Here is a 19,789-nt window from a genome sequence, read left to right as displayed (position 1 = left end):
ACTAATAGCGTTATAATATAGCAATAGAAATACAGAGATAAATTAAATGAACATGTTAGCCAAACACTATCCAGCTCACGTAGCTGAGCTACAAGCAAGAGCGAAAACTGCTTTATCAAGAGATAACTTAGACGGCGTAATTATTCATTCAGGCCAAGAAATTAAAGCCTTTTTAGATGATAACAGCTATCCATTTCGTGTTAATCCTCACTTTAAAGCTTGGTTACCTTTGGTTGATATTCCTAACTGTTGGTTAATCATTAATGGCAGTGACAAACCCACTTTAATTTATTATCAACCAGTAGATTTTTGGCATAAAGTTATTCCATTAACAGAAGATTACTGGAATGAATTTTTTGATATTAAAATTCTGAAAAGCCCAAGTGAAGTCGATAAATTATTACCATACGACAAAAAAGGTTTTGCCTATATTGGTGCTCATATTGAAGTGGCGAAAGCGTTAGGTTTTGAACAAATAAATCCAGAACCATTAATTAATTACTTACACTTTCATCGTGCATATAAAACATCGTATGAGCAAGAGTGTATGCGCCAATCGAATATTATTGCCGTTGCTGGCCATAAGGCAGCAAAAGCCGCATTTTTTGCCGGTGCCTCTGAGTACGATATACAACAAGCTTATTTAAAAGCAACTCAACATGTTGAAAGTGAAACGCCATACGGCAATATTGTTGCGTTAAATGAAAATACTTCGATACTTCATTATACCGCTTTAGAGCGTGGTGTTCCTCAAGCTCATCATTCGTTTTTAATTGATGCTGGTGCCAACTTCCATGGTTATGCGTCAGATATTACCAGAACCTATTCGTTTAAGCGTGATAAGTTTGCTGAGTTAATTGCCCGCATGGACCAACTCATGCTTAATGCTGTGAATGGCTTAAAACCAGGTGTTAGCTATGTTGATTTACATATTGCGACTTACCGTGAAATAGGCAAAGTGTTACGTGAATTTGATTTTATTAATGTTGATGCCGATACGGCTGTAGAAGCAGGTATTATTTCTACCTTCTTCCCACATGGTTTAGGTCATCATCTTGGTTTACAGGTTCACGATGTTGGTGGTTTTATGGCAGATGAACGTGGCACACATGTTAATACGCCAGAACAACATGCTTTTTTAAGGACCTCACGTGTTATTGAAGCAAACCAAGTATTTACCATAGAACCTGGTTTATATTTTATCGACTCACTACTTGCTGATTTAAAACAATCAGCTCATGCTGACATGGTTAACTGGCAAAACATTGAACCTATGCGTGCCTTTGGTGGTATTCGTATTGAAGATAATATTATTGTTCATCAATCGCATAACGAGAACATGACTCGCGATCTTGAATTAACGTAAACTATTTCACTGTGGCAACACCATATATCATTGCGGCTGACGAGATTATCGATGAATCGATAGTGACTCGCAGTCGCTTTATCTGCTATTTAACTCCTTGTAGTAGTGCCGAACATGCAAAGGCGTTTATTAAAGAATTACAAGCCTTACACCCACAAGCAAATCATCATTGTTATGCTTTTATTGCTGGTCGATCAGAAAATAGCCAGTTATATGGATTTTCTGATGATGGTGAGCCATCAGGTACTGCTGGAAAACCTATGTTAACTATGTTGATGGGTAGTGGTATTGGCGAGCTATGTGCCGTGGTTGTTCGTTATTTTGGTGGTACTAAGTTAGGGCCTGGAGGCTTACAGCGTGCTTATGGTGGTAGTGTTAAGCAAGCACTAGCGCTTTTACCGACAAAACTGAAAATTCCTATGGTGCGCAAAACTTTAGCGTGTCAATATACACAAGTGAATGATGTTTTATACTTTCTTGAGCAGTTAGGTGGAGAAGTTATCCAGCAAGACTACAATGAAAATGTACATCTAACGCTTGCGTTACCCGAAGAGAAGCTTGAAGACTTTCAACAGCATTTACAAACATTGTCGTCAGGTCAACTACAATTAAAAGCGATTACACCATAATCATTAACTGAAAATAATAATAAACCGCTGTGCAAATTAAAAATATAATTCGAATACTTGGACTGTTAGTTGCGTTGTTAAGCGTGACTATGTTGCCGCCTGCATTTATTTCTATGATCTACCGCGATGGTGGTGGCGTTTCATTTTTAATGGCTTTTGTTTTTTGCCTTTTTGCTGGTTTGTTATCTTGGTACCCAAACCGAGCAGAGAAAGGTGATTTAAGAGCACGAGAAGGTTTTCTAATTGTTGTATTATTTTGGACGGTATTGGCTAGCTTCTCAGCAGTACCGCTCTTATTGCTTGACGAGCCAAATCTATCAGTTGCTGATGCTTTTTTTGAATCATTTTCTGGCCTAACAACAACGGGGGCCACCATACTTACCCAAATAGACGGCTTACCGCATGCGGTGTTGTGGTATCGACAACAGCTGCAATGGCTTGGTGGTATGGGGATAATCGTACTCGCGGTGGCAATATTACCTATGTTAGGTATAGGTGGTATGCAATTGTATCGAGCGGAAACCCCTGGTCCAGTGAAAGACTCGAAAATGACGCCCCGGATTGCTGATACGGCTAAACACTTATGGTTAATTTATGTGACATTAACTATTGCCTGCGCACTAAGCTACTGGGCGGCAGGGATGAATTTATTTGATGCTATTTGTCATTCGTTTTCAACCATTGCCATCGGTGGTTTCTCAACGCATGACTTAAGTATGGGGTATTTTAATAGCCCACTAATTAACTTTATTTGTGTGTTTTTCCTGATTGTTGCCGGAGTGAACTTTGCTTTACATTTTGCGGTAGTAAATAGCCGTTCCTTGCGTAGCTATTTTTATGACTCTGAATTTAAGGCCTTTTTGGGTATTCAGTTAGTACTTACTTTAGTGTGTTTTACCGTGCTTATGAGCTTTAATGTTTATCAATCTGGCTTTGATAACTTTGAGCAAGCCATATTTCATGCAGTATCAATCAGTACTACCGCTGGTTTTGCTGCAACTTCGTCAGGGGAAGTGGCATTTTCTAATTGGCCAACTTTGTTACCTATTTTATTGATATTTTCTAGTTTTATTGGTGGTTGTGCCGGCAGTACAGGTGGCGGTATGAAGGTGATTCGTGTGCTGTTACTTTATTTACAAGGTATACGAGAACTTAATAAACTTGTACACCCAAAAGCTGTGTTTACTATTAAGTTAGGGAAAAAAGCACTGCCTAACCGTGTTGTTGAAGCCATTTGGGGTTTCTTTTCTGCGTATGCTGCTGTTTTTGTTATTTGTATGTTGCTGTTACTTGCCGCAGGCATGGAAGATATCTCAGCCTTTACTGCGGTAGCAGCATGTTTGAATAATTTAGGCCCAGGGTTGGGGCAAGTAGCCGCAAATTTTGCTGACATAAATGATTTCAGTAAATGGGTATTGGTTGTTGCTATGTTGTTTGGTCGTTTAGAGATATTTACTTTACTGGTGTTATTCACACCAGCATTCTGGCGCACTTAAACGTATTTACTTAAGCTTTTTAATGTTAGAAGAAGGCAAGTGGGTCTAATTGGAATAAACTTTCTACATCATTGATATAGCGTTTATTGACTAGAAACAGCACAACATGGTCTTCAGCTTCAATCCGTGTATTAGAATGAGCAATTAGCACTTCTTCGTTACGAACAATCGCGCCAATTGTTGTACCCGGTGGCAATTTTATTTCTTGAATGGTTTTGCCAATGACCTTAGACGATTTTTCATCACCTTTGGCGACTATTTCTATCGCTTCTGCGGCGCCGCCACGTAAACTATAAACATTATCGATATTACCTCGGCGAACATGCGTTAATAATGCTGAAATGGTGGCATGCTGCGGTGATACTGCAATATCAATATTACTACCATGCACTAAATCAATATAGGCACTACGCTGTATTAACACCATAGCTTTGCGAACACCTAAGCGTTTGGCGAGCAATGATGACATAATATTGGCTTCATCGTCGTTGGTTACGGCAATAAAGACATCAAATTGATCAATATGTTCTTCCATCAACAGTTCTTGATCAGAAGAGTCACCAGTAAATACTAAGGTATCATTTAGCTCTGAAGCTAAATATGCCGCACGTTTTGCAGAATGCTCAATAAGTTTAACTTGATGATTCTTTTCTAATAAACGCGCTAAACCAGCACCTATATTACCACCACCAGCGATCATGATTTTTTGATATGGCGCTTCTAGCTTTTGTAACTCATTCATTACCGCACGAATATGTATAGTTGCTGCAATAAAGAATACTTCATCATCGGCTTCAATGACCGTCGTGCCTAAAGGACGAATAGGTCGGCCGTTACGGTAAATAGCGGCAACCCGGGTATCAATATTAGGTATGTGTTCACGTAACGTTGATAGCGCATGACCAACTAATAAACCACCATAATAGGCTTTTACCGCAACTAAGCTGACTTTGCCTTTAGCAAACTCTAATACCTGTAGTGCGCCTGGATAATCAATTAAACGAGCAATATCTCGGGTAACTAGTTGCTCAGGGGCAATAATGTGATCGACAGGAATATTTTTATTTTGAAATAATTCTTTTTGATATTTTAAAATTTTACCTGAACGAATACGGGCAATTTTATTTGCGGTATTAAACAATGAATAACAAATTTGGCAAGCGATCATATTGGTTGCGTCATCACTTGTTACGGCAATAACAAGCTCAGCGTCTTCTGCGCCAGCTTGTTTCAATACGTCAGGGTGAGAGCCTTGTCCCGTGACAACTTGCAAGTCCATTTTATCTTGCAGTTCACGTAAGGTTTCACTGTTCGTGTCGATTAGCGTGATGTCGTTTTGTTCACCGACTAAGTTCTCCGCCAATGTGCCACCAACTTGTCCTGCACCAATAATTATTATTTTCATTTTTAATAGCTTTTATTATTGTTTTTTAATGAGTTTTGCGTAGTAAAACCCATCCATCGAATTATCATTCGGTAATATCTGCCAGCCAATCTCTGTTGCATTGTCAGTAATCGAAATTAACTCGGCATCTGAATTTTTCTCAATAAAACGCTGAACTTGTTGGCTATTTTCTTCCGGTAATATACTGCATGTTGCATATAGCAAAGTACCACCAGGTTTTAATAATGACCATATATTTTTTAAGATATCTTGCTGTAAGTCAGTTAATACATCGATATCTTGGCTTTTTCGTAACCACTTAATGTCAGGGTGTCGGCGAATTACACCGGTGCCAGAACAGGGGGCATCCAGCAAAATACGATCATATAATTGTCCGTCCCACCACTTTTCAGGTGTTGCCGCATCAGCAGCAATAACATTGGCTGTTAACTGTAAACGTTCTAAATTCTCATTTACTCTTACTAGCCTTGATACTTCAATATCGATTGCGGTCATCGCTTTTATTTTGGGACTGTACTCGAGAATATGACAGGTTTTTCCGCCCGGAGCAGCGCAGCAATCAAGCACATTGTCTTGAGGCTGGCAGTCAAGTAGTCGTGCAGCTTGTTGTGCTGCGCCATCTTGAATAGATACCCAGCCTTGTTGAAAACCAGGTAATTTATTAACGTCAACAGCTTCAGTTAAACGAATTGCTGATGATTTTTTATCCACTAAAGTATATTCAATATTTTCTGCAGCCAGTAATATTAAATATTCTTCCAACGTATGATGGAGCTGATTCACTCTAAGCCACATTGGCGGGCGCTGCATATTGGCGTTTAACACACTCTGCCAGGCTTCTGGATACGCTGTCTTTACTTTTTTAATAAACCAAGAAGGGTGGTTATAAGTTATAGCGTTGGGTAGTTCTTTACTAGTAGATGAGTCATCGCTTGCTTGCTGGCGCTGAAAGTTTCTTAATACACCATTGATAAGTCCTTTTAAGTGATCACACTTTAGTGGCTTACATGCGGAAACAGTTTCATTAAACGCAGCATGATCAGGAATACGGGTATATTTTATTTGGTAAACGCCCACTAACATTAAAAAGTGACCAACACGTTGCTTACCGGTTAGTGGCTTTTTAATAAATTCGCGTACGTCGTTCTCAAGTTCTGGCAAGTGCCTCAGTACGCCGTAGCATAGTTCTTGTAATAGGCCTTTGTCTTTACCTTCAATTTTTGCCAACTGTTGTGGCAACTCATCAGCTAAACTGCGGCCTTTATCAACAACAGCAAAGGTACAACGAGCTGCTAATGCTCTTAAGTTTGCTGCCATAGTTAGCTTTGCTCTTGTGTTTCGGTATTAACACCATTAATAGAAAGGCCAGCGGCGAACCAATGTGCCTTACCATTCAAAATATCAGCCACAGCTAAAGCTTTTTTACCCGGAAGCTGAATAACTTCAAGACGCAGTGCGCCGTCAGTCGTAGCCACTAAAATACCTTGCTTGTCAGCACTAATAATTTCACCATGGGCTTGGTTATGTTTCATTTCAATCGCACTTGCTTGCCAAACTCGAATGCGATGTTGTTTGTTGCTCTCACTAAAAGTAAATTGTGCAACAGGCCATGGGATGTAGGCACGAACTTTACGATCTAACTCTTGTGCAGGTAATCGCCAATTAAGTTCTGCTTCCGCTTTATCAAGTTTAGCAGCGTGTGTTGCTAAATGATTATCTTGTGGTTGGCGTGGGTAATCACCTGTAGCCATTAAGGTTAAGGTGTCGAGTAAGGCCACAGGACCTAATTTAGCAAGCTTTTCGTATAAGCTGGCACTAGTGTCTTTAATGGTAATTTCACATGTCGACGTTAATATCATATCGCCGGTGTCTAAGCCTTTATCCATTTGCATAATGGTGACACCCGTTTCTTTGTCGCCAGCTTCTAACGAGCGCTGAATAGGAGCAGCGCCACGCCATTTAGGCAAAATTGAGCCATGAACATTAATACAGCCTAATCGTGGTGTTTCTAAAATTACCGTTGGCAACAATAAACCATAGGCTACAACCACCATAACATCGGCTTGATAGCTGGCTAGTGTTGCTTGCGTGGTTTCTGCTTTAAAGTTTTCTGGTTGCTCTACTGGAATTCCATGCTCCAAGGCCAGTACTTTAGTGGCGCATGCCGTTAGCTTTTTGCCGCGACCGGCAGGTTTGTCTGGTGGGCAATAAACGGCAACAATGTTGTGCTGAGATTGAATTAATGCGGCTAAATGCTGGGCAGCAAAATCAGGTGTACCGGCAAAAATAATATTTAAGGGTGTAGCTAAAGCGTTCGACAAGGGCATTTCCTGGATACGTGTTAATCTTAGTTATGGAGTTTAAGCATTGGCTTTATCTAAGCGCGCTTCTTTTTCCAGTTTCTTTTTAATGCGTTGGCGTTTCAGTGGCGATAGGTAATCAACAAATAAAATACCGTTTAAATGATCGAGTTCATGCTGAATACAAATAGCTAGAAGCTCTTCACCATCTAATGAAAACTCTTTACCGTTCTCATCTAATGCTTTAACTGTAACATCAACACTGCGATCAACTTTCGCATAACAACCGGGTACTGATAAACAACCTTCTTCGTTGATTAAGGTGTCATCGCTTTTGCGAACAATTTCAGGGTTAATTAATACATATGGGTGTTCTTTGTTTTCTGAAACATCAATCACCACAATGCGTTGATGAATATCAACTTGGGTTGCTGCCAAACCGACACCGTTTTCAGCATACATAGTTTCAAACATGTCACTGATAATAGTGCGAATTTCATCATTCACTTCAGTTACAGGTTGTGCTTTTGTTCTTAATCTCTCATCAGGAAATCGTAATACAGGTAAAATAGCCATAATTTTTCAAAAGAATTCGCGAAAAGTCGCATAGAGTGTTATGTTTCAATTTTAGCCATTAATTAAAATTAATCATAGTGGTTTAGGATAAAACCTATAAGAATAGGCAGATTAACATGCTAATAAGAACTATTTCATTAATACTTGGCCTCGCTATGTCAGTAGCATTATTGGCCGATGAGCTAACTTTAAACCCCAATGCACCGAAATCTTATATTGTGAAGAAAGGTGATACTTTGTGGGATATTTCTGGAATTTTCCTTAAACAACCATGGCTGTGGCCGAAATTGTGGCGCCTTAACCCCGAAATTAATAACCCTCATTTAATTTATCCGGGTGATGAATTGCGTTTGGTTTTTGATGCCCAAGGCCAACCAATGCTGGTTAAAGGCAAACCAGAATTGAAATGGTCACCAATAATTCGTAAGCAATTAAAAGATCAAAACCCTGTTAGTACTATACCGCTAGAAGTTATTGCACCATTTATTCACTACGACAGTGTTAAAAATGAAGAAGAACTAGCTTTGCTACCTTATGTTATTGGCAGTGATGAAGGTCATAAATCAAGTATTGATGGCTTTAAAGTTTATGTAAATAGTGATTTAGTTGTTGGGCAAAGCTATGCCATGTATCACAAAGGCTCTGCGATTGTTGATCCAGAAAGTAGTGATGTTTTAGGTTATAACGTAAGGCTTGTTGGTACAGGTAAAGCAATACGTAGTGGCAATATGAGTGCAAAACAGCCGGGTACTATTTATGTGGATGGTGCAAAACGCGAAATTCGTTCCGGTGCTTATGTTGCTCCTGTTAACAATGATCAACAATATCCATCAATTTTTACTATGCGCGCTGGCAATACATCACAAGGTTTAATTGTAAGCTCAGCCATTGAGCTAAGAGAGTTTGCCAAATACGATATTGTTATGATCAATAAAGGCAAAGAGCAGAATGTGCGAACAGGTGATGTATTAACGGTAAATCGTAAAGGCCCTTCGGTAGTTGAAACTGATAATGGCCCTCAATATACTAGCGATAGTTCCCGTTGGAATCGTATGTCGAGTGCTAACCATTTAGACTATGACATACCTGCTGAACCTATCGGGAGAGTTATGGTATTTAAGGTTTACGACAAGGTTAGTATGGCGCTAATTTTAAGCTCAGAAAAGCCATTACGCGTGCTTGATGGAGTAACTGCACCGTAATTTATTTTTAAGCCACTCTTAAGGAGAAGCAAGTGGCCGACAGAAACAATGCAGAAGCGTTAACTCCTGTTCATTATTGGCTAGCTGTGAAGCTTATTCCACGGCTAGCGACTCCTAAAAAACTACTTTTAGTTGATAAGTTTGGTTTAGTAAACTTATTTGACAAAACGGCTGACTTCTCATCATCAGGTTTAACTAAACCGCAAATTATCGCAATAACCCAGCCAAACTGGCAAAAAATTAATAAAATAATCGCTGACAGTGCTCGTTATCAAATTGAGACTATTCCATTTGATGACGAGCAATACCCCAAATTATTAAAGCAGATTTATGATCCGCCATTAGTGCTCTTCGCCCGTGGTAATCTAGCGCTATTAAATCAGCCTCAAATTGCTATTGTTGGCAGTCGCAATGCGAGCAAGGCAGGGCGAGAATCAGCACTACAACTTAGCGAAAAACTGGCCGAACATTTTGTTATCACCAGTGGTATGGCATTAGGAATTGATGCTTATGCACATCGTAGTGCATTGCAATCAGGAGGTTATACAATAGCAGTAGTTGCGACAGGATTAGACATAACATATCCAGCACGACATAAAAAATTACAAAAAGATATTTTGCAAAATAACGGTCTTATTCTTAGTGAGTTTTTTCCAGGTGTTGCTCCGAAGCCTGGTCATTTTCCAAAACGTAATCGCTTAATCAGTGGTTTAAGTTTAGGTGTATTGGTTGTTGAAGCGTCGTTAAAAAGTGGCTCTCTAATCACTGCACGATGTGCTTTAGAGCAGGACAGAGAAGTGTTTGCCGTGCCAAGTTCTATTTATAATCAACAGGCGAAAGGGTGTCATTGGTTAATTAAACAAGGCGCTAAACTTGTTGAGGAATTTAACGATATAGTAGAAGAGCTGCAAAATTTTTCTTTAGATAGTCTAAACTTAAGTAGAAACAAAGAGAAAGATAACTCAACTGTAAAAAGTGAAAAACAGGACTTGTGTAACGATCCAATGTTAGCTAGTGTGGGATATGAAACCACTCCCGTAGATATGGTGGTTTCTCGAAGTAAACTACCCATAGATGTAGTGCTAACTCGATTAACAGTACTTGAGCTTAGAGGTCTGGTGTCTGCGGTGCCAGGAGGCTACCTTAAATTATAGAGGGGCTAGTTATGTTTGATATCTTGATGTACCTTTTTGAAAACTATATTCATAGTGAAGCCGAAGTCATGGTTGATCATGATGTGCTTACTGATGAATTAACCCGCGCTGGATTTCACCAAGATGAAATTTATAAAGCATTAGCCTGGTTAGAAAAGCTTGCTGCCTTGCAAGATACCGAAACTTACCCTTATTTAACCCGTGTTGGCAACCGCTCAGTTCGTATTTATACTGCGGAAGAGAACCAAATTCTTGATGTGGAATGTCGAGGCTTTTTAATGTTTTTAGAGCAAGTTAATTTGCTCGACTTTACGACCCGAGAAATGGTGATTGATCGAGTGATGGAATTAGACACCAAGTTCTTCTCAATTGATGATTTAAAGTGGGTGGTACTGATGGTTTTATTCAATGTTCCTGGCCAAGAAACCGCTTATTCACAAATGGAAGATTTAATCTTTGATGAACAAGATGGGCCTCTACATTAAACTGGTTTATAGCGCCTAAGTTTGCAGCAACTTATTGGTATTTAGGTAAGGCATTGCGATTGATATGTGGTTATTCCACATGATAAAGCAATAACGAAATATAAATGACAAAAAACGCAGCCTTTTGGGTTCAACTAAAGGCCATTTCTTCTGCGTTGTTCGCAATTTACATGGAATAACCATGCTACATTGCTCACTCCTTGAATAAAAAATATTTAGTTTGAACAAAATCTAATCTCGAAAGGCCAACAGACCCGATTAAACTATGTCATAATATGCACCTAATTGTTTAGGTGCATTCGCTATGTCTAATTCGGAAAAAACCTTATTTTCACGCCATGAACACGCGCTAGAAAAAGCTTATGAAGTTTGCCCTGAATGTGGCAGCGAACTAGCGATAAAGCATAGTAAGTCAGGCGCTTTTTGGGGCTGTGTAAATTATCCTAATTGCCAATATACTCGCCCAGTTGTTGAACATGAACGCGTTGAAGATAAAGTGCTAGTCGGCAGTGAGTGCCCTGAGTGTGGTAATGAGCTGGCGGTTAAACAAGGGCGTTATGGTATGTTTATTGGCTGTACTAACTTTCCTGAGTGCCATCATATCGAACATGAAGAAGGAAATGCCAGCGCTGATATTACTTGTCCTAGTTGTAATACTGGGCAGTTAGTTGAACGACAAAGCCGTTTTGGTAAAAGCTTTTATGCCTGTGACGCTTACCCTAAATGCAAATATGCCGTTAATCACCAACCCGTTGAAGGACAATGTCAAAAATGTAACTTCGGCTTGTTGTTAAAGCGAAATATGGCTGCTGGCGAAAAACTACAATGCGCCCAAAAGAAGTGCGGTCATTTTCAAACATAAAAAAAGCGAGATAAAACTCGCTTTTTAAAATCATAACTTGTCGAGATATTAACTCACCTTTGCTAAGTATTTACTAGCAAACTCGGCTAAATCTGGGAAAGCTTGTTGATTTAATAGTTGTGCTAGTTGAGTTAATCGTTGAGCCAGCACCAACTCAGTATCACCACTAATGTTTATGTGGCCCATTTTTCTACCAGCACGTTTCTCTTTGGCATACCAATGAACACTTAAACTTGGAATTGCTAATGTTTCAACAGGTAAAGTATCTTCACCTAAAATATTAACCATAGCGGTTGGACGAATGAGTTTTGTGCTGCCCAATGGTAAGCCTGAAATCGCTCGTAAGTGATTTTCAAACTGGCAGGTATCAGCGCCTTGCTGTGTCCAATGGCCTGAGTTATGAACACGAGGGGCTATTTCATTTACCAGCAATTGTTCGCCAACTTGGAAAAACTCAATCGCTAATATACCTACATAATCTAACGCTTCAGCCATTTTCTTAAATGCTTGACTCGCTTGTGCTTGTAGCGCGTCATTAATTGGTGCTGCCACCGAAACACTTAATACACCATTGGTATGATGATTTTCTGTTAACGGATAAACAGAAATTTCACCATGGATATTACGAGCACCGACAAGAGATACTTCGCGATCAAAAGGCACCATTTGCTCCGCGACAATACCTTGCGGTACCGAAGATGTTGCTGCGTCAATAAATGCCGACATTTCCTGCCAAATAGCTTCTGCTTGTTCTGTAGACTTCAAGCGCCATTGGCCTTTACCGTCATAACCTTCAAGCGCACTTTTAAAAATAAGCGGCAATTCCAACTGAGTTAATGCACGCTCAAAATCAGCTTTATTTTCAATGATGACATGCTTGGCGTTAGCAACATTGCTTGACTCAAGTAAAGCTTTCTCTAAGCGACGGTCACCACCCACTTTAATTGCTTGGCTATTTGGTAGTAATTTTCCTGAAGCTTGGCATTGCGCAAGAACATCATGTGCGACATGTTCAAACTCAGCCGTAATAACGTCAGCATTAGCTATGCCTTGAGCTAAATCACCGTATTTATGCTCAGGTGTAATTGGATGAACAACATTATTTGTGCGCACATCAAATGCTTTTACATCCATATTTAGTGGTGAACCCGCTAAATCCATCATGCGAGCTAATTGACCTGCACCTAATACCAATACTTTCTTCATGAAATATTTACACCTACTCTGCTGGGTTAGGGTTATTTAAAATATTCTCAGTTTGCTCTTTTCTAAACTTCTCAATATTAGTCATAATTTCTTGATCGTGAGTGGCTAGTATTTGCGCGGCAAGTAAGCCAGCATTAGCGGCACCAGCTGTGCCGATGGCCAATGTACCAACAGCAATCCCTTTTGGCATTTGTACAATCGATAGTAATGAGTCTTGGCCACTTAGTGCTTTTGATTGCACAGGAACGCCTAAAACAGGTAATGGAGTGAAAGCCGCAGCCATGCCAGGCAAGTGCGCCGCGCCGCCTGCGCCAGCAATAATTACTTTGATGCCGCGATCTTTTGCGCCTTCAGCATATTCAGCTAATAAGTGTGGAGTGCGGTGGGCTGAAACAACTTTTGTTTCATAGGCAACGTTAAGTAAATCTAGCATATCTGTCGCATGCTTCATTGTTGGCCAATCTGATTTTGACCCCATGATAATACCCACTTTCATCATTTTTCACCTTGATAATTAGTTACTAAATATGAGGCATTGAACCTCAAAAAATAAGCCGCGCATTATACCTATGTTTCCCGCAATACGGAAACATTCTCTGAAAAATGTGTTTAAAAAAACAGCTGTCACGGCTGTTTATACTTTAGTCGATAATAGACTAAAGACGCATAGGTTAAAAATAATAATTAGGTAAACTGTCAGTATGAATATACCTGTATCACTTGAAGCTACGTCATCAAGAGATAAAGGTTTAAGTGGCCGGCAACTCAATTAATACATAAGCCAAAAGCGCCATTGTTACCATGAGGAAAAGTGATGAATAATATATATAACCAAGGTTTAGATAAGGTTGCTGCCAATAGCCAACCACTGACACCAATCAATTTTTTGAATCGAACTGCTGATGTTTACCCTGAAAAAATTGCAATTATTCATGGTAAACAAAAAATTACTTACGATGAATACCGTAAAAATGTACGCCGTTTAGCATCAGGCCTTATAAAACATGGTGTAAAACCCGGGCAAACAGTGAGTATCATGGCGGCCAATATACCAGCCTTTCTTGATGCTCATTACGGAGTGCCGTTAACGGGTGCTGTACTAAATGCTATAAACATCCGTCTTGATGCAGAGAATATTGCATTTATTCTCGATCATGGAGAATGTGATGTTCTGCTTACTGATACAGCGTTTTCTGGTGTTATTAAGCAAGCATTGGCGATATCAAAACGAAAGCCGTTAGTGATTGATATTGACGATGTTGAAGGCCCGGGCGGTGAACATTTGGGTGATATTGAGTATCAAGAATTATTAAACCAAGGTGATGAAAACTTCCAAGGTTCACTAATTCATGATGAATGGCAAGCATTAGCACTTAATTATACTTCGGGCACAACTGGAAATCCTAAAGGTGTGGTGTACTCACATCGCGGTGCGTACTTGAATGCAATTGGTCATAACTTTATTTGGCCGACGGATAATAAAACCGTTTATTTATGGACATTACCCTTATTTCATTGCAACGGTTGGTGTTTTCCTTGGACGATAGTGGCGGTTGGCGGCACACAAGTTTGTTTAAGGCAGGTCGAAGTAGGGGCTATTGTTAATTCGATGATTGAAAATAAGGTTTCCCATTTTTGTGGTGCGCCAATTGTACTCAATATGATTCTTAATGCTGAGCAACAACTTCTAAGCCAATTACCTAACAATATTAAAGCGATGACTGCTGGTGCTCCACCTCCTGCTGCGGTAATAAAAGGAATAGAAAAGCTAGGTATAGAAATCACTCAAAGTTATGGATTAACAGAAGTTTATGGACCTTGTGTTGTTAGCGAATGGAAAGATGAGTGGGACAACAAGAGTGCAGATGAACGAGCAGCACTAAAAGCTCGACAAGGCGTTCGCTACCCAACTCAAGAGGAGGTCGATGTACTTAACCCTGATACCATGGAGCCTGTGCGAGCTGATGGCGAAACCATAGGGGAAATTATGTTTCGCGGTAACACCACTATGAAAGGGTATTTGAAAAATGATAAAGCAACTTATGAAGCATTTGCCCATGGTTGGTTTCATTCTGGCGACTTAGCAGTTAAACACCCTGATGGCTATATTGAGATACGCGACCGCTCAAAAGATATCATTATTTCTGGTGGTGAGAATATTTCTTCTGTAGAAGTAGAAGGGGTGCTATATAAACATCCAGCAATTCTAGAAGCGGCAGTGGTTGCAAAAAAAGATGAAAAATGGGGAGAAACTCCTTGTGCATTTGTTGGGCTAAAAAGAGATCAGCAGTTATCAGAGCAAGACGTTATTGAACATTGTCGAGCGCATATGGCGGGTTTTAAAGTACCTAAAACTATTATCTTTAGTGAATTACCTAAAACGTCTACAGGTAAAGTACAAAAATTTGTATTACGACAAAAAATTAAAGAGCTGTTCGAAGTTTAGAGCTTTAACATTTATTAAAACGGTAATTGCTTACAGCTGTTACCGTTTTTTTTTACTAATTATGTTGTTTTTCGTTTAAAAACGTATAATCCCCGATAAGTTATCTTTTTACTTATTAGCGAAAATAGAATTCAATGACAACAGCGTTAGAAGCATTCCAACAAGGTGGTATTTTAGCCTATCCAACAGAGGCCGTATTTGGCTTAGGGTGTGACCCTGATAATGATGAGGCGATAGAGAAGCTCTTGGCGATAAAAAACCGCCCAGTGGATAAAGGCTTGATTTTGCTGGCAGGAAATTATTCGCAATTACTCCCTTATATTGAAGACTCTAAAATACCGCAAGATAAACGTGCTTTGATATTATCCCGTTGGCCTGATGGTATCACTCAACTAGTTGGCAAAGCATCACAGTTATCTCCTTTATTATCTGGAAAGTTTGATTCTATTGCTGTTCGTGTTACTAGTCAGCCTGATGTTGTCGCTTTATGTAAAGCGGCTAATAAGCCAATAGTTTCCACTAGCGCTAATTTAAGTGGCGGTGAGCCGGCTAAAGCGTGGCAAGATATTTCGAGTGAATTGTCTGATAAGATTGATTTTATTATTAAAGGTAACACCTTAGGCTTTGATCAGCCTTCAACTATTATTGATGCACTTTCCGGGGAAATCATTCGCTCATGAGTACTATAGACATTAACGTTGTCATCGAATTTCTGAAATCATTACAAGATCAAATTTGTACCTCACTTGAAGCTGCTGATGGCGGTGGTAAATTTGTTGAAGATAATTGGCAACGTGCAGAAGGTGGCGGTGGCAGAACACGTGTTTTAACAAATGGTAATGTTATCGAACAAGGTGGAGTAAATTTTTCAGTAGTTTCAGGCGATAAGCTACCACCATCTGCTACAGCGCATCGTCCTGAATTAGCCGGGCGAAAATGGCAAGCTTGTGGGGTGTCATTAGTTATTCATCCAAAAAATCCATTTATTCCAACTTCACACGCCAATGTACGCTTTTTCATCGCTGAAAAAGAAGGTGAAGCTCCAGTATGGTGGTTTGGCGGTGGTTTTGACCTTACACCTTTTTATCCGTTTAAAGAGGATGTGGTGCATTGGCACCAAACTGCTAAAGATATTTGCCAGCCATTTGGTGATGAGGTTTATCCAGCGCATAAAACATGGTGTGATGAATATTTCTACTTAAAGCACCGTAACGAAACTCGTGGTGTTGGCGGCTTATTTTTCGATGATTTAAATAAATGGTCATTTGATGAGTGTTTTTCTTACATGAAAGCAGTCGGTACCGGTTTTATCGATGCCTATGTGCCTTTAATTGAGAAACGTAAAGATACGCCATTTACTGAAAATCATCGCCAATTTCAGTTATATCGTCGCGGTCGCTATGTTGAATTTAACTTAGTGTTTGACCGTGGTACCTTGTTTGGCTTGCAGTCAGGGGGTAGAACAGAGTCAATTTTAATGTCAATGCCACCATTGGCACGTTGGGAGTATAACTTTCAAGCGCAAGCGGGTAGTGAAGAAGAGAAATTACAAGATTACCTAGTGCCCCAAGATTGGTTGTCATAACCTCGCTGTATTCTTATAACGTACAAGCAATGCAAAAAATAAAAAGCCTTTATTTTAAGTTGTTGTTTGTGCGTTTAGTCACAAAACCTAAGCGTTTTTTATTATTTTCAATATAAAACCACAATTATTTTGCGGTTTCTCACAAACCTTGCGCTAGATCAATTACTCTATTAATTCGCAGGCGTAAAATTACCTCATTAACGAAATCCAATATTCTTTATATTTAACAAAAGGTAATGCGCTCATGAAAACTTCAGTAATTAATGGATTAATTCTTTCCGCTCTTACATTATCTCCACTTGCTTTAGCTAACCAAGCTGGCGATTTTATTGTTCGTGGTGGTGCAACGAACATCACGCCTGATAGTGGCAAATCTAACATTATGTTAGCGGGTGCTGATTCAACAATGACACTAACTGTTGATGACAATACTCAGTTAGGTTTGAACTTTGTTTATTTCTACGATAGCAACTGGGCAGTAGAGCTTTTAGCTGCTACACCTTTTACGCACGATATTACCATTCAAGACCCTAATGCTGTTTTAGGTGTTGATGGCGCAAATTTAGGTGAGGTATCTCACTTACCGCCTACGTTAAGTGCTTTATATTATTTCGACACGAACTCAGCACTTAAGCCTTATGTTGGTGTTGGTATTAACTATACGGTTTTCTTTGATGAAGAATTTGCTGCTGCACCTAAGTCTTTAGGTTTAAGCAACTTAGAACTAGACGGTTCATTTGGCTTATCGGCGCAAGTTGGCGCTGATTATCACTTAGATGATAAATGGTCGTTAAATGCATCAATTCGTTATATTGATATTGACTCTGACGCAACATTCGATGTTGGCGGTAACAATATAGGTAAAGCGGAAGTTAATGTTGACCCTATGGTTTATTCACTAATGTTAGGCTACAAATTTTAATAAATTCTTAGCCAGATATTAATGATATAAAAAGCAGTAATTTAGTTACTGCTTTTTTGTTTTCATCTTTTCATAACTGAGTTAGTCTACATTTAAACATTCAAGCCAGTAAACTTATGGATCAATTTCGCGTTTTCGGTAATCCTATTACCCAATCAAAATCCCCATCTATTCATCAACAATTTGCTATACAAACGAGGCAATCAATGAATTACCAAAGTGAATTAGTCGAATTAGATAAGTTTGATTTAGCGGTTCAAAACTTAATTGCTAATAATGGTAAAGGTGCCAATGTTACAGCACCTTTTAAAGAACAAGCTTTTGCTTTGTGTGATCAGCTCAGTAAAAAAGCTAAACTTGCCGGGGCAGTCAATACCTTAATATTTTCTCAAGGTGTTATTTACGGTGATACAACTGATGGTTTAGGCCTAGTGAACGACTTACTTAGGCATAATGTTCAATTATCTGATAGTAAAATTTTACTATTGGGAGCTGGTGGTGCAGCTAAAGGTGTTGTACAAGCGCTAATTGAGCAAGCTCCGCAATCATTAACCATTGCCAATAGAACGTTAAGTAAAGCGAAGAATATTGCTGACCAATATCCTAAGTTCGACGTAAGGGCACTTACCTTTGAAGAAACTGAATATTTAAGCTTTGATGTTATAATTAATGCAACATCAGCAGGGCTTTCAGGTGCAAGTTTACCCATATCATCACAAACATTGGCAAGTGCGAATACCTGTTATGATATGGTTTATGGTAAAGAACCAACAACATTTTTAAAACAGGCAAAGCAGTTAGGTGTTGAGCATGTACTTGATGGCTTAGGTATGTTGGTTGGGCAGGCGGCGGAAAGCTTTTACTTATGGACGAATGAACGTCCCGATGTTGAACCGGTTTTAACTACGTTAAGAGCAGAGCTAAATAACAACTAAAGAGAGTTGCATTATGAACCAAGCTATTTTATTTAATGATGATTTAACTTTTAGTCAACAGCATGAAGCCTGGTCTTTTACTGGTCAAATTTCAGGACAAAGAATAACCATTTATTTCCATTCAATGCAATTAAAGCAATTAGCTTCAATTGATAGTTGTTTAAAATACGATTTAGAAGAGGTGGCAGAGCTCTGGCTCGAAAAAAACGAACCAGAGGGAAATGAGATTCATATTAATATGAGATAAAAATACTCATTAGTAGTTCTCCGCTAAATACTCATCTTTCAATTCAACATAATTAATTGCAGACTGTTGAAGGAAGTTAGCCTCACTCTCTTTTAACTCTCTTACTTGTTTTACAGGGTTGCCGACATATAAATATCCACTCTTTAATACTTTATTAGGCGGCACTAAACTACCTGCACCAATAAATACGTCATCTTCGATAATTGCACCATCCATAATAATAGCGCTCATCCCAACTAAAATCCTATTGCCGAGTTCACAGCCATGTAACATACATTTATGCCCGATCGTTACATTATCCCCAATGATAAGTGGGTTACCCTTAGGGTTATTGGTAGACTTCCTTGTAACATGCAGTACTGTGCCATCTTGAATGTTAGTATTTTCACCTATAGTAATAGTGTTGACATCACCTCTAGCAGCAACAAGAGGCCAAATACTTGAATGTTCTCCAATCGTAATGTCACCAACTAATACCGAAGAGTCGTCAATATAGACAGTTTTTGTAAATTTAGGGGTAATACCGCGATAACTACGTAAATCGTTTTTATACATAAAGGTAAAATAATAGATAAATGATATTGGTATAATAGCAAAACTGAATTTAAGCAGAAAACTTGTTGCTAATAAAATATAGTTTCACCTATCAAATAGCCGTTAATTATCGTTATATATGATCCGAAAGCTCATATAGTACTCGCTTTGATTAATAAATCTTCAAACAAACAGTTTTCTGTAAATTAAATGCGTTTAGCTGTTGACGGGACGCCAAAAATCTCTAAAATGCGCTCCACTTCTTCGGGGCAACCCAAGAAGCTTGTTTTAAAGGGTTATCTCAGGTGGTTTTGGCCAGTTTGGTTAACTTAACGTTTCAAAGTAGGGTTTTGAACCTTCTGCAAAGAAAGTTCAAAAAAACGAAAAAAAATGTTGACTTTAAAACACGGTTGCGTAGAATGCGCATCTCGCTTCGGGT

20 protein-coding genes are annotated in these 19,789 nt (G+C 39.1%); 13 read left to right on the top strand and 7 right to left on the bottom strand.

The features are described from left to right. Positions 1 to 46: 46 nt before the first annotated feature. From pepQ to AC27E9_RS00090, 3 genes are read left to right on the top strand one after another with little or no spacing between them, the layout of a single operon-like run. Entirely contained in the window at positions 47 to 1,366 is a 1,320-nt protein-coding gene (gene pepQ, locus AC27E9_RS00100) for a Xaa-Pro dipeptidase (RefSeq protein ID WP_487126213.1), read from the top strand. A gap of 11 nt (positions 1,367 to 1,377) precedes the next feature. Beyond that, positions 1,378 to 1,995, top strand: a complete 618-nt coding sequence (locus tag AC27E9_RS00095; protein WP_487126212.1) for a YigZ family protein — start codon at positions 1,378 to 1,380, stop codon at positions 1,993 to 1,995. 29 nt (positions 1,996 to 2,024) lie between these two features. Further along, positions 2,025 to 3,491: a TrkH family potassium uptake protein gene (locus AC27E9_RS00090; protein WP_487126211.1), complete on the top strand. Its 1,467-nt coding sequence runs from the start codon at positions 2,025 to 2,027 to the stop codon at positions 3,489 to 3,491. 25 nt (positions 3,492 to 3,516) lie between these two features. Here the strand turns inward: AC27E9_RS00090 and trkA are convergent, their stop codons facing one another. From trkA to def, 4 genes are read right to left on the bottom strand one after another with little or no spacing between them, the layout of a single operon-like run. Next, a complete protein-coding gene (gene trkA, locus AC27E9_RS00085) occupies positions 3,517 to 4,896 on the bottom strand; it encodes a Trk system potassium transporter TrkA (RefSeq protein WP_487126210.1) in 1,380 nt (459 codons plus the stop codon). 15 nt (positions 4,897 to 4,911) lie between these two features. Next, the gene (gene rsmB / locus AC27E9_RS00080; protein ID WP_487126209.1) at positions 4,912 to 6,213 is read right to left on the bottom strand and encodes a 16S rRNA (cytosine(967)-C(5))-methyltransferase RsmB; all 1,302 of its coding nucleotides are present in this window, start codon (positions 6,211 to 6,213) and stop codon (positions 4,912 to 4,914) included. 2 nt (positions 6,214 to 6,215) lie between these two features. Then, positions 6,216 to 7,217, bottom strand: a complete 1,002-nt coding sequence (gene fmt / locus AC27E9_RS00075; protein ID WP_487126208.1) for a methionyl-tRNA formyltransferase — start codon at positions 7,215 to 7,217, stop codon at positions 6,216 to 6,218. A gap of 39 nt (positions 7,218 to 7,256) precedes the next feature. Beyond that, positions 7,257 to 7,772: a peptide deformylase gene (def, locus tag AC27E9_RS00070; protein ID WP_487126207.1), complete on the bottom strand. Its 516-nt coding sequence runs from the start codon at positions 7,770 to 7,772 to the stop codon at positions 7,257 to 7,259. Positions 7,773 to 7,888: 116 nt separating this feature from the next. Here def and AC27E9_RS00065 point away from each other — a divergent pair, with 116 nt between their 5' ends. The 4 genes from AC27E9_RS00065 to AC27E9_RS00050 all read left to right on the top strand — a co-directional run bounded on the left by AC27E9_RS00065 (position 7,889) and on the right by AC27E9_RS00050 (position 11,475). Further along, complete coding sequence (locus AC27E9_RS00065) at positions 7,889 to 8,974, top strand: LysM peptidoglycan-binding domain-containing protein (RefSeq protein WP_487126206.1); 1,086 nt, start codon at positions 7,889 to 7,891, stop codon at positions 8,972 to 8,974. Positions 8,975 to 9,006: 32 nt separating this feature from the next. Then, entirely contained in the window at positions 9,007 to 10,128 is a 1,122-nt protein-coding gene (dprA, locus tag AC27E9_RS00060) for a DNA-processing protein DprA (protein ID WP_487126205.1), read from the top strand. 11 nt (positions 10,129 to 10,139) lie between these two features. Beyond that, a complete protein-coding gene (locus AC27E9_RS00055; RefSeq protein ID WP_487126204.1) occupies positions 10,140 to 10,613 on the top strand; it encodes a DUF494 family protein in 474 nt (157 codons plus the stop codon). A gap of 304 nt (positions 10,614 to 10,917) precedes the next feature. Then, positions 10,918 to 11,475, top strand: a complete 558-nt coding sequence (locus AC27E9_RS00050) for a DNA topoisomerase family protein (RefSeq protein ID WP_487126203.1) — start codon at positions 10,918 to 10,920, stop codon at positions 11,473 to 11,475. A gap of 48 nt (positions 11,476 to 11,523) precedes the next feature. Here AC27E9_RS00050 and AC27E9_RS00045 read toward each other — a convergent pair whose 3' ends face one another. Beyond that, positions 11,524 to 12,681: a 5-(carboxyamino)imidazole ribonucleotide synthase gene (locus AC27E9_RS00045; RefSeq protein WP_487126202.1), complete on the bottom strand. Its 1,158-nt coding sequence runs from the start codon at positions 12,679 to 12,681 to the stop codon at positions 11,524 to 11,526. A gap of 13 nt (positions 12,682 to 12,694) precedes the next feature. Further along, positions 12,695 to 13,177, bottom strand: coding sequence for a 5-(carboxyamino)imidazole ribonucleotide mutase (gene purE, locus AC27E9_RS00040; protein WP_487128237.1), 483 nt, complete (start codon positions 13,175 to 13,177; stop codon positions 12,695 to 12,697). A 318-nt stretch (positions 13,178 to 13,495) separates the two neighbouring features. Here purE and AC27E9_RS00035 point away from each other — a divergent pair, with 318 nt between their 5' ends. From AC27E9_RS00035 to AC27E9_RS00010, 6 genes are all read left to right on the top strand, one after another. Next, entirely contained in the window at positions 13,496 to 15,127 is a 1,632-nt protein-coding gene (locus AC27E9_RS00035) for an acyl-CoA synthetase (RefSeq protein WP_487126201.1), read from the top strand. Between the two features lie 134 nt (positions 15,128 to 15,261). Further along, positions 15,262 to 15,807, top strand: coding sequence for an L-threonylcarbamoyladenylate synthase type 1 TsaC (tsaC, locus tag AC27E9_RS00030; RefSeq protein WP_487126200.1), 546 nt, complete (start codon positions 15,262 to 15,264; stop codon positions 15,805 to 15,807). Continuing rightward, positions 15,804 to 16,712 carry an oxygen-dependent coproporphyrinogen oxidase gene (gene hemF / locus AC27E9_RS00025; protein ID WP_487126199.1) on the top strand — a complete coding sequence of 303 codons (909 nt, stop codon included), beginning with the start codon at positions 15,804 to 15,806 and terminating at the stop codon, positions 16,710 to 16,712. Before tsaC ends, hemF begins: the two co-directional genes overlap by 4 nt. A gap of 244 nt (positions 16,713 to 16,956) precedes the next feature. Beyond that, on the top strand, positions 16,957 to 17,634 hold the full coding sequence (locus AC27E9_RS00020) for an OmpW/AlkL family protein (protein ID WP_487126198.1): 678 nt from the start codon (positions 16,957 to 16,959) through the stop codon (positions 17,632 to 17,634). Between the two features lie 116 nt (positions 17,635 to 17,750). After that, positions 17,751 to 18,569, top strand: coding sequence for a shikimate dehydrogenase (gene aroE / locus AC27E9_RS00015; RefSeq protein ID WP_487126197.1), 819 nt, complete (start codon positions 17,751 to 17,753; stop codon positions 18,567 to 18,569). 13 nt (positions 18,570 to 18,582) lie between these two features. Then, complete coding sequence (locus AC27E9_RS00010; RefSeq protein ID WP_487126196.1) at positions 18,583 to 18,816, top strand: hypothetical protein; 234 nt, start codon at positions 18,583 to 18,585, stop codon at positions 18,814 to 18,816. Positions 18,817 to 18,825: 9 nt separating this feature from the next. On the opposite strand, the gene AC27E9_RS00005 is transcribed toward AC27E9_RS00010, so the two are convergent. Continuing rightward, positions 18,826 to 19,371: a gamma carbonic anhydrase family protein gene (locus AC27E9_RS00005; protein WP_487126195.1), complete on the bottom strand. Its 546-nt coding sequence runs from the start codon at positions 19,369 to 19,371 to the stop codon at positions 18,826 to 18,828. Positions 19,372 to 19,789: the final 418 nt, after the last annotated feature.

It is taken from the genome of Colwellia meonggei (genome assembly GCF_057537295.1).
This window is presented reverse-complemented; position numbering and strand designations above follow the sequence as displayed.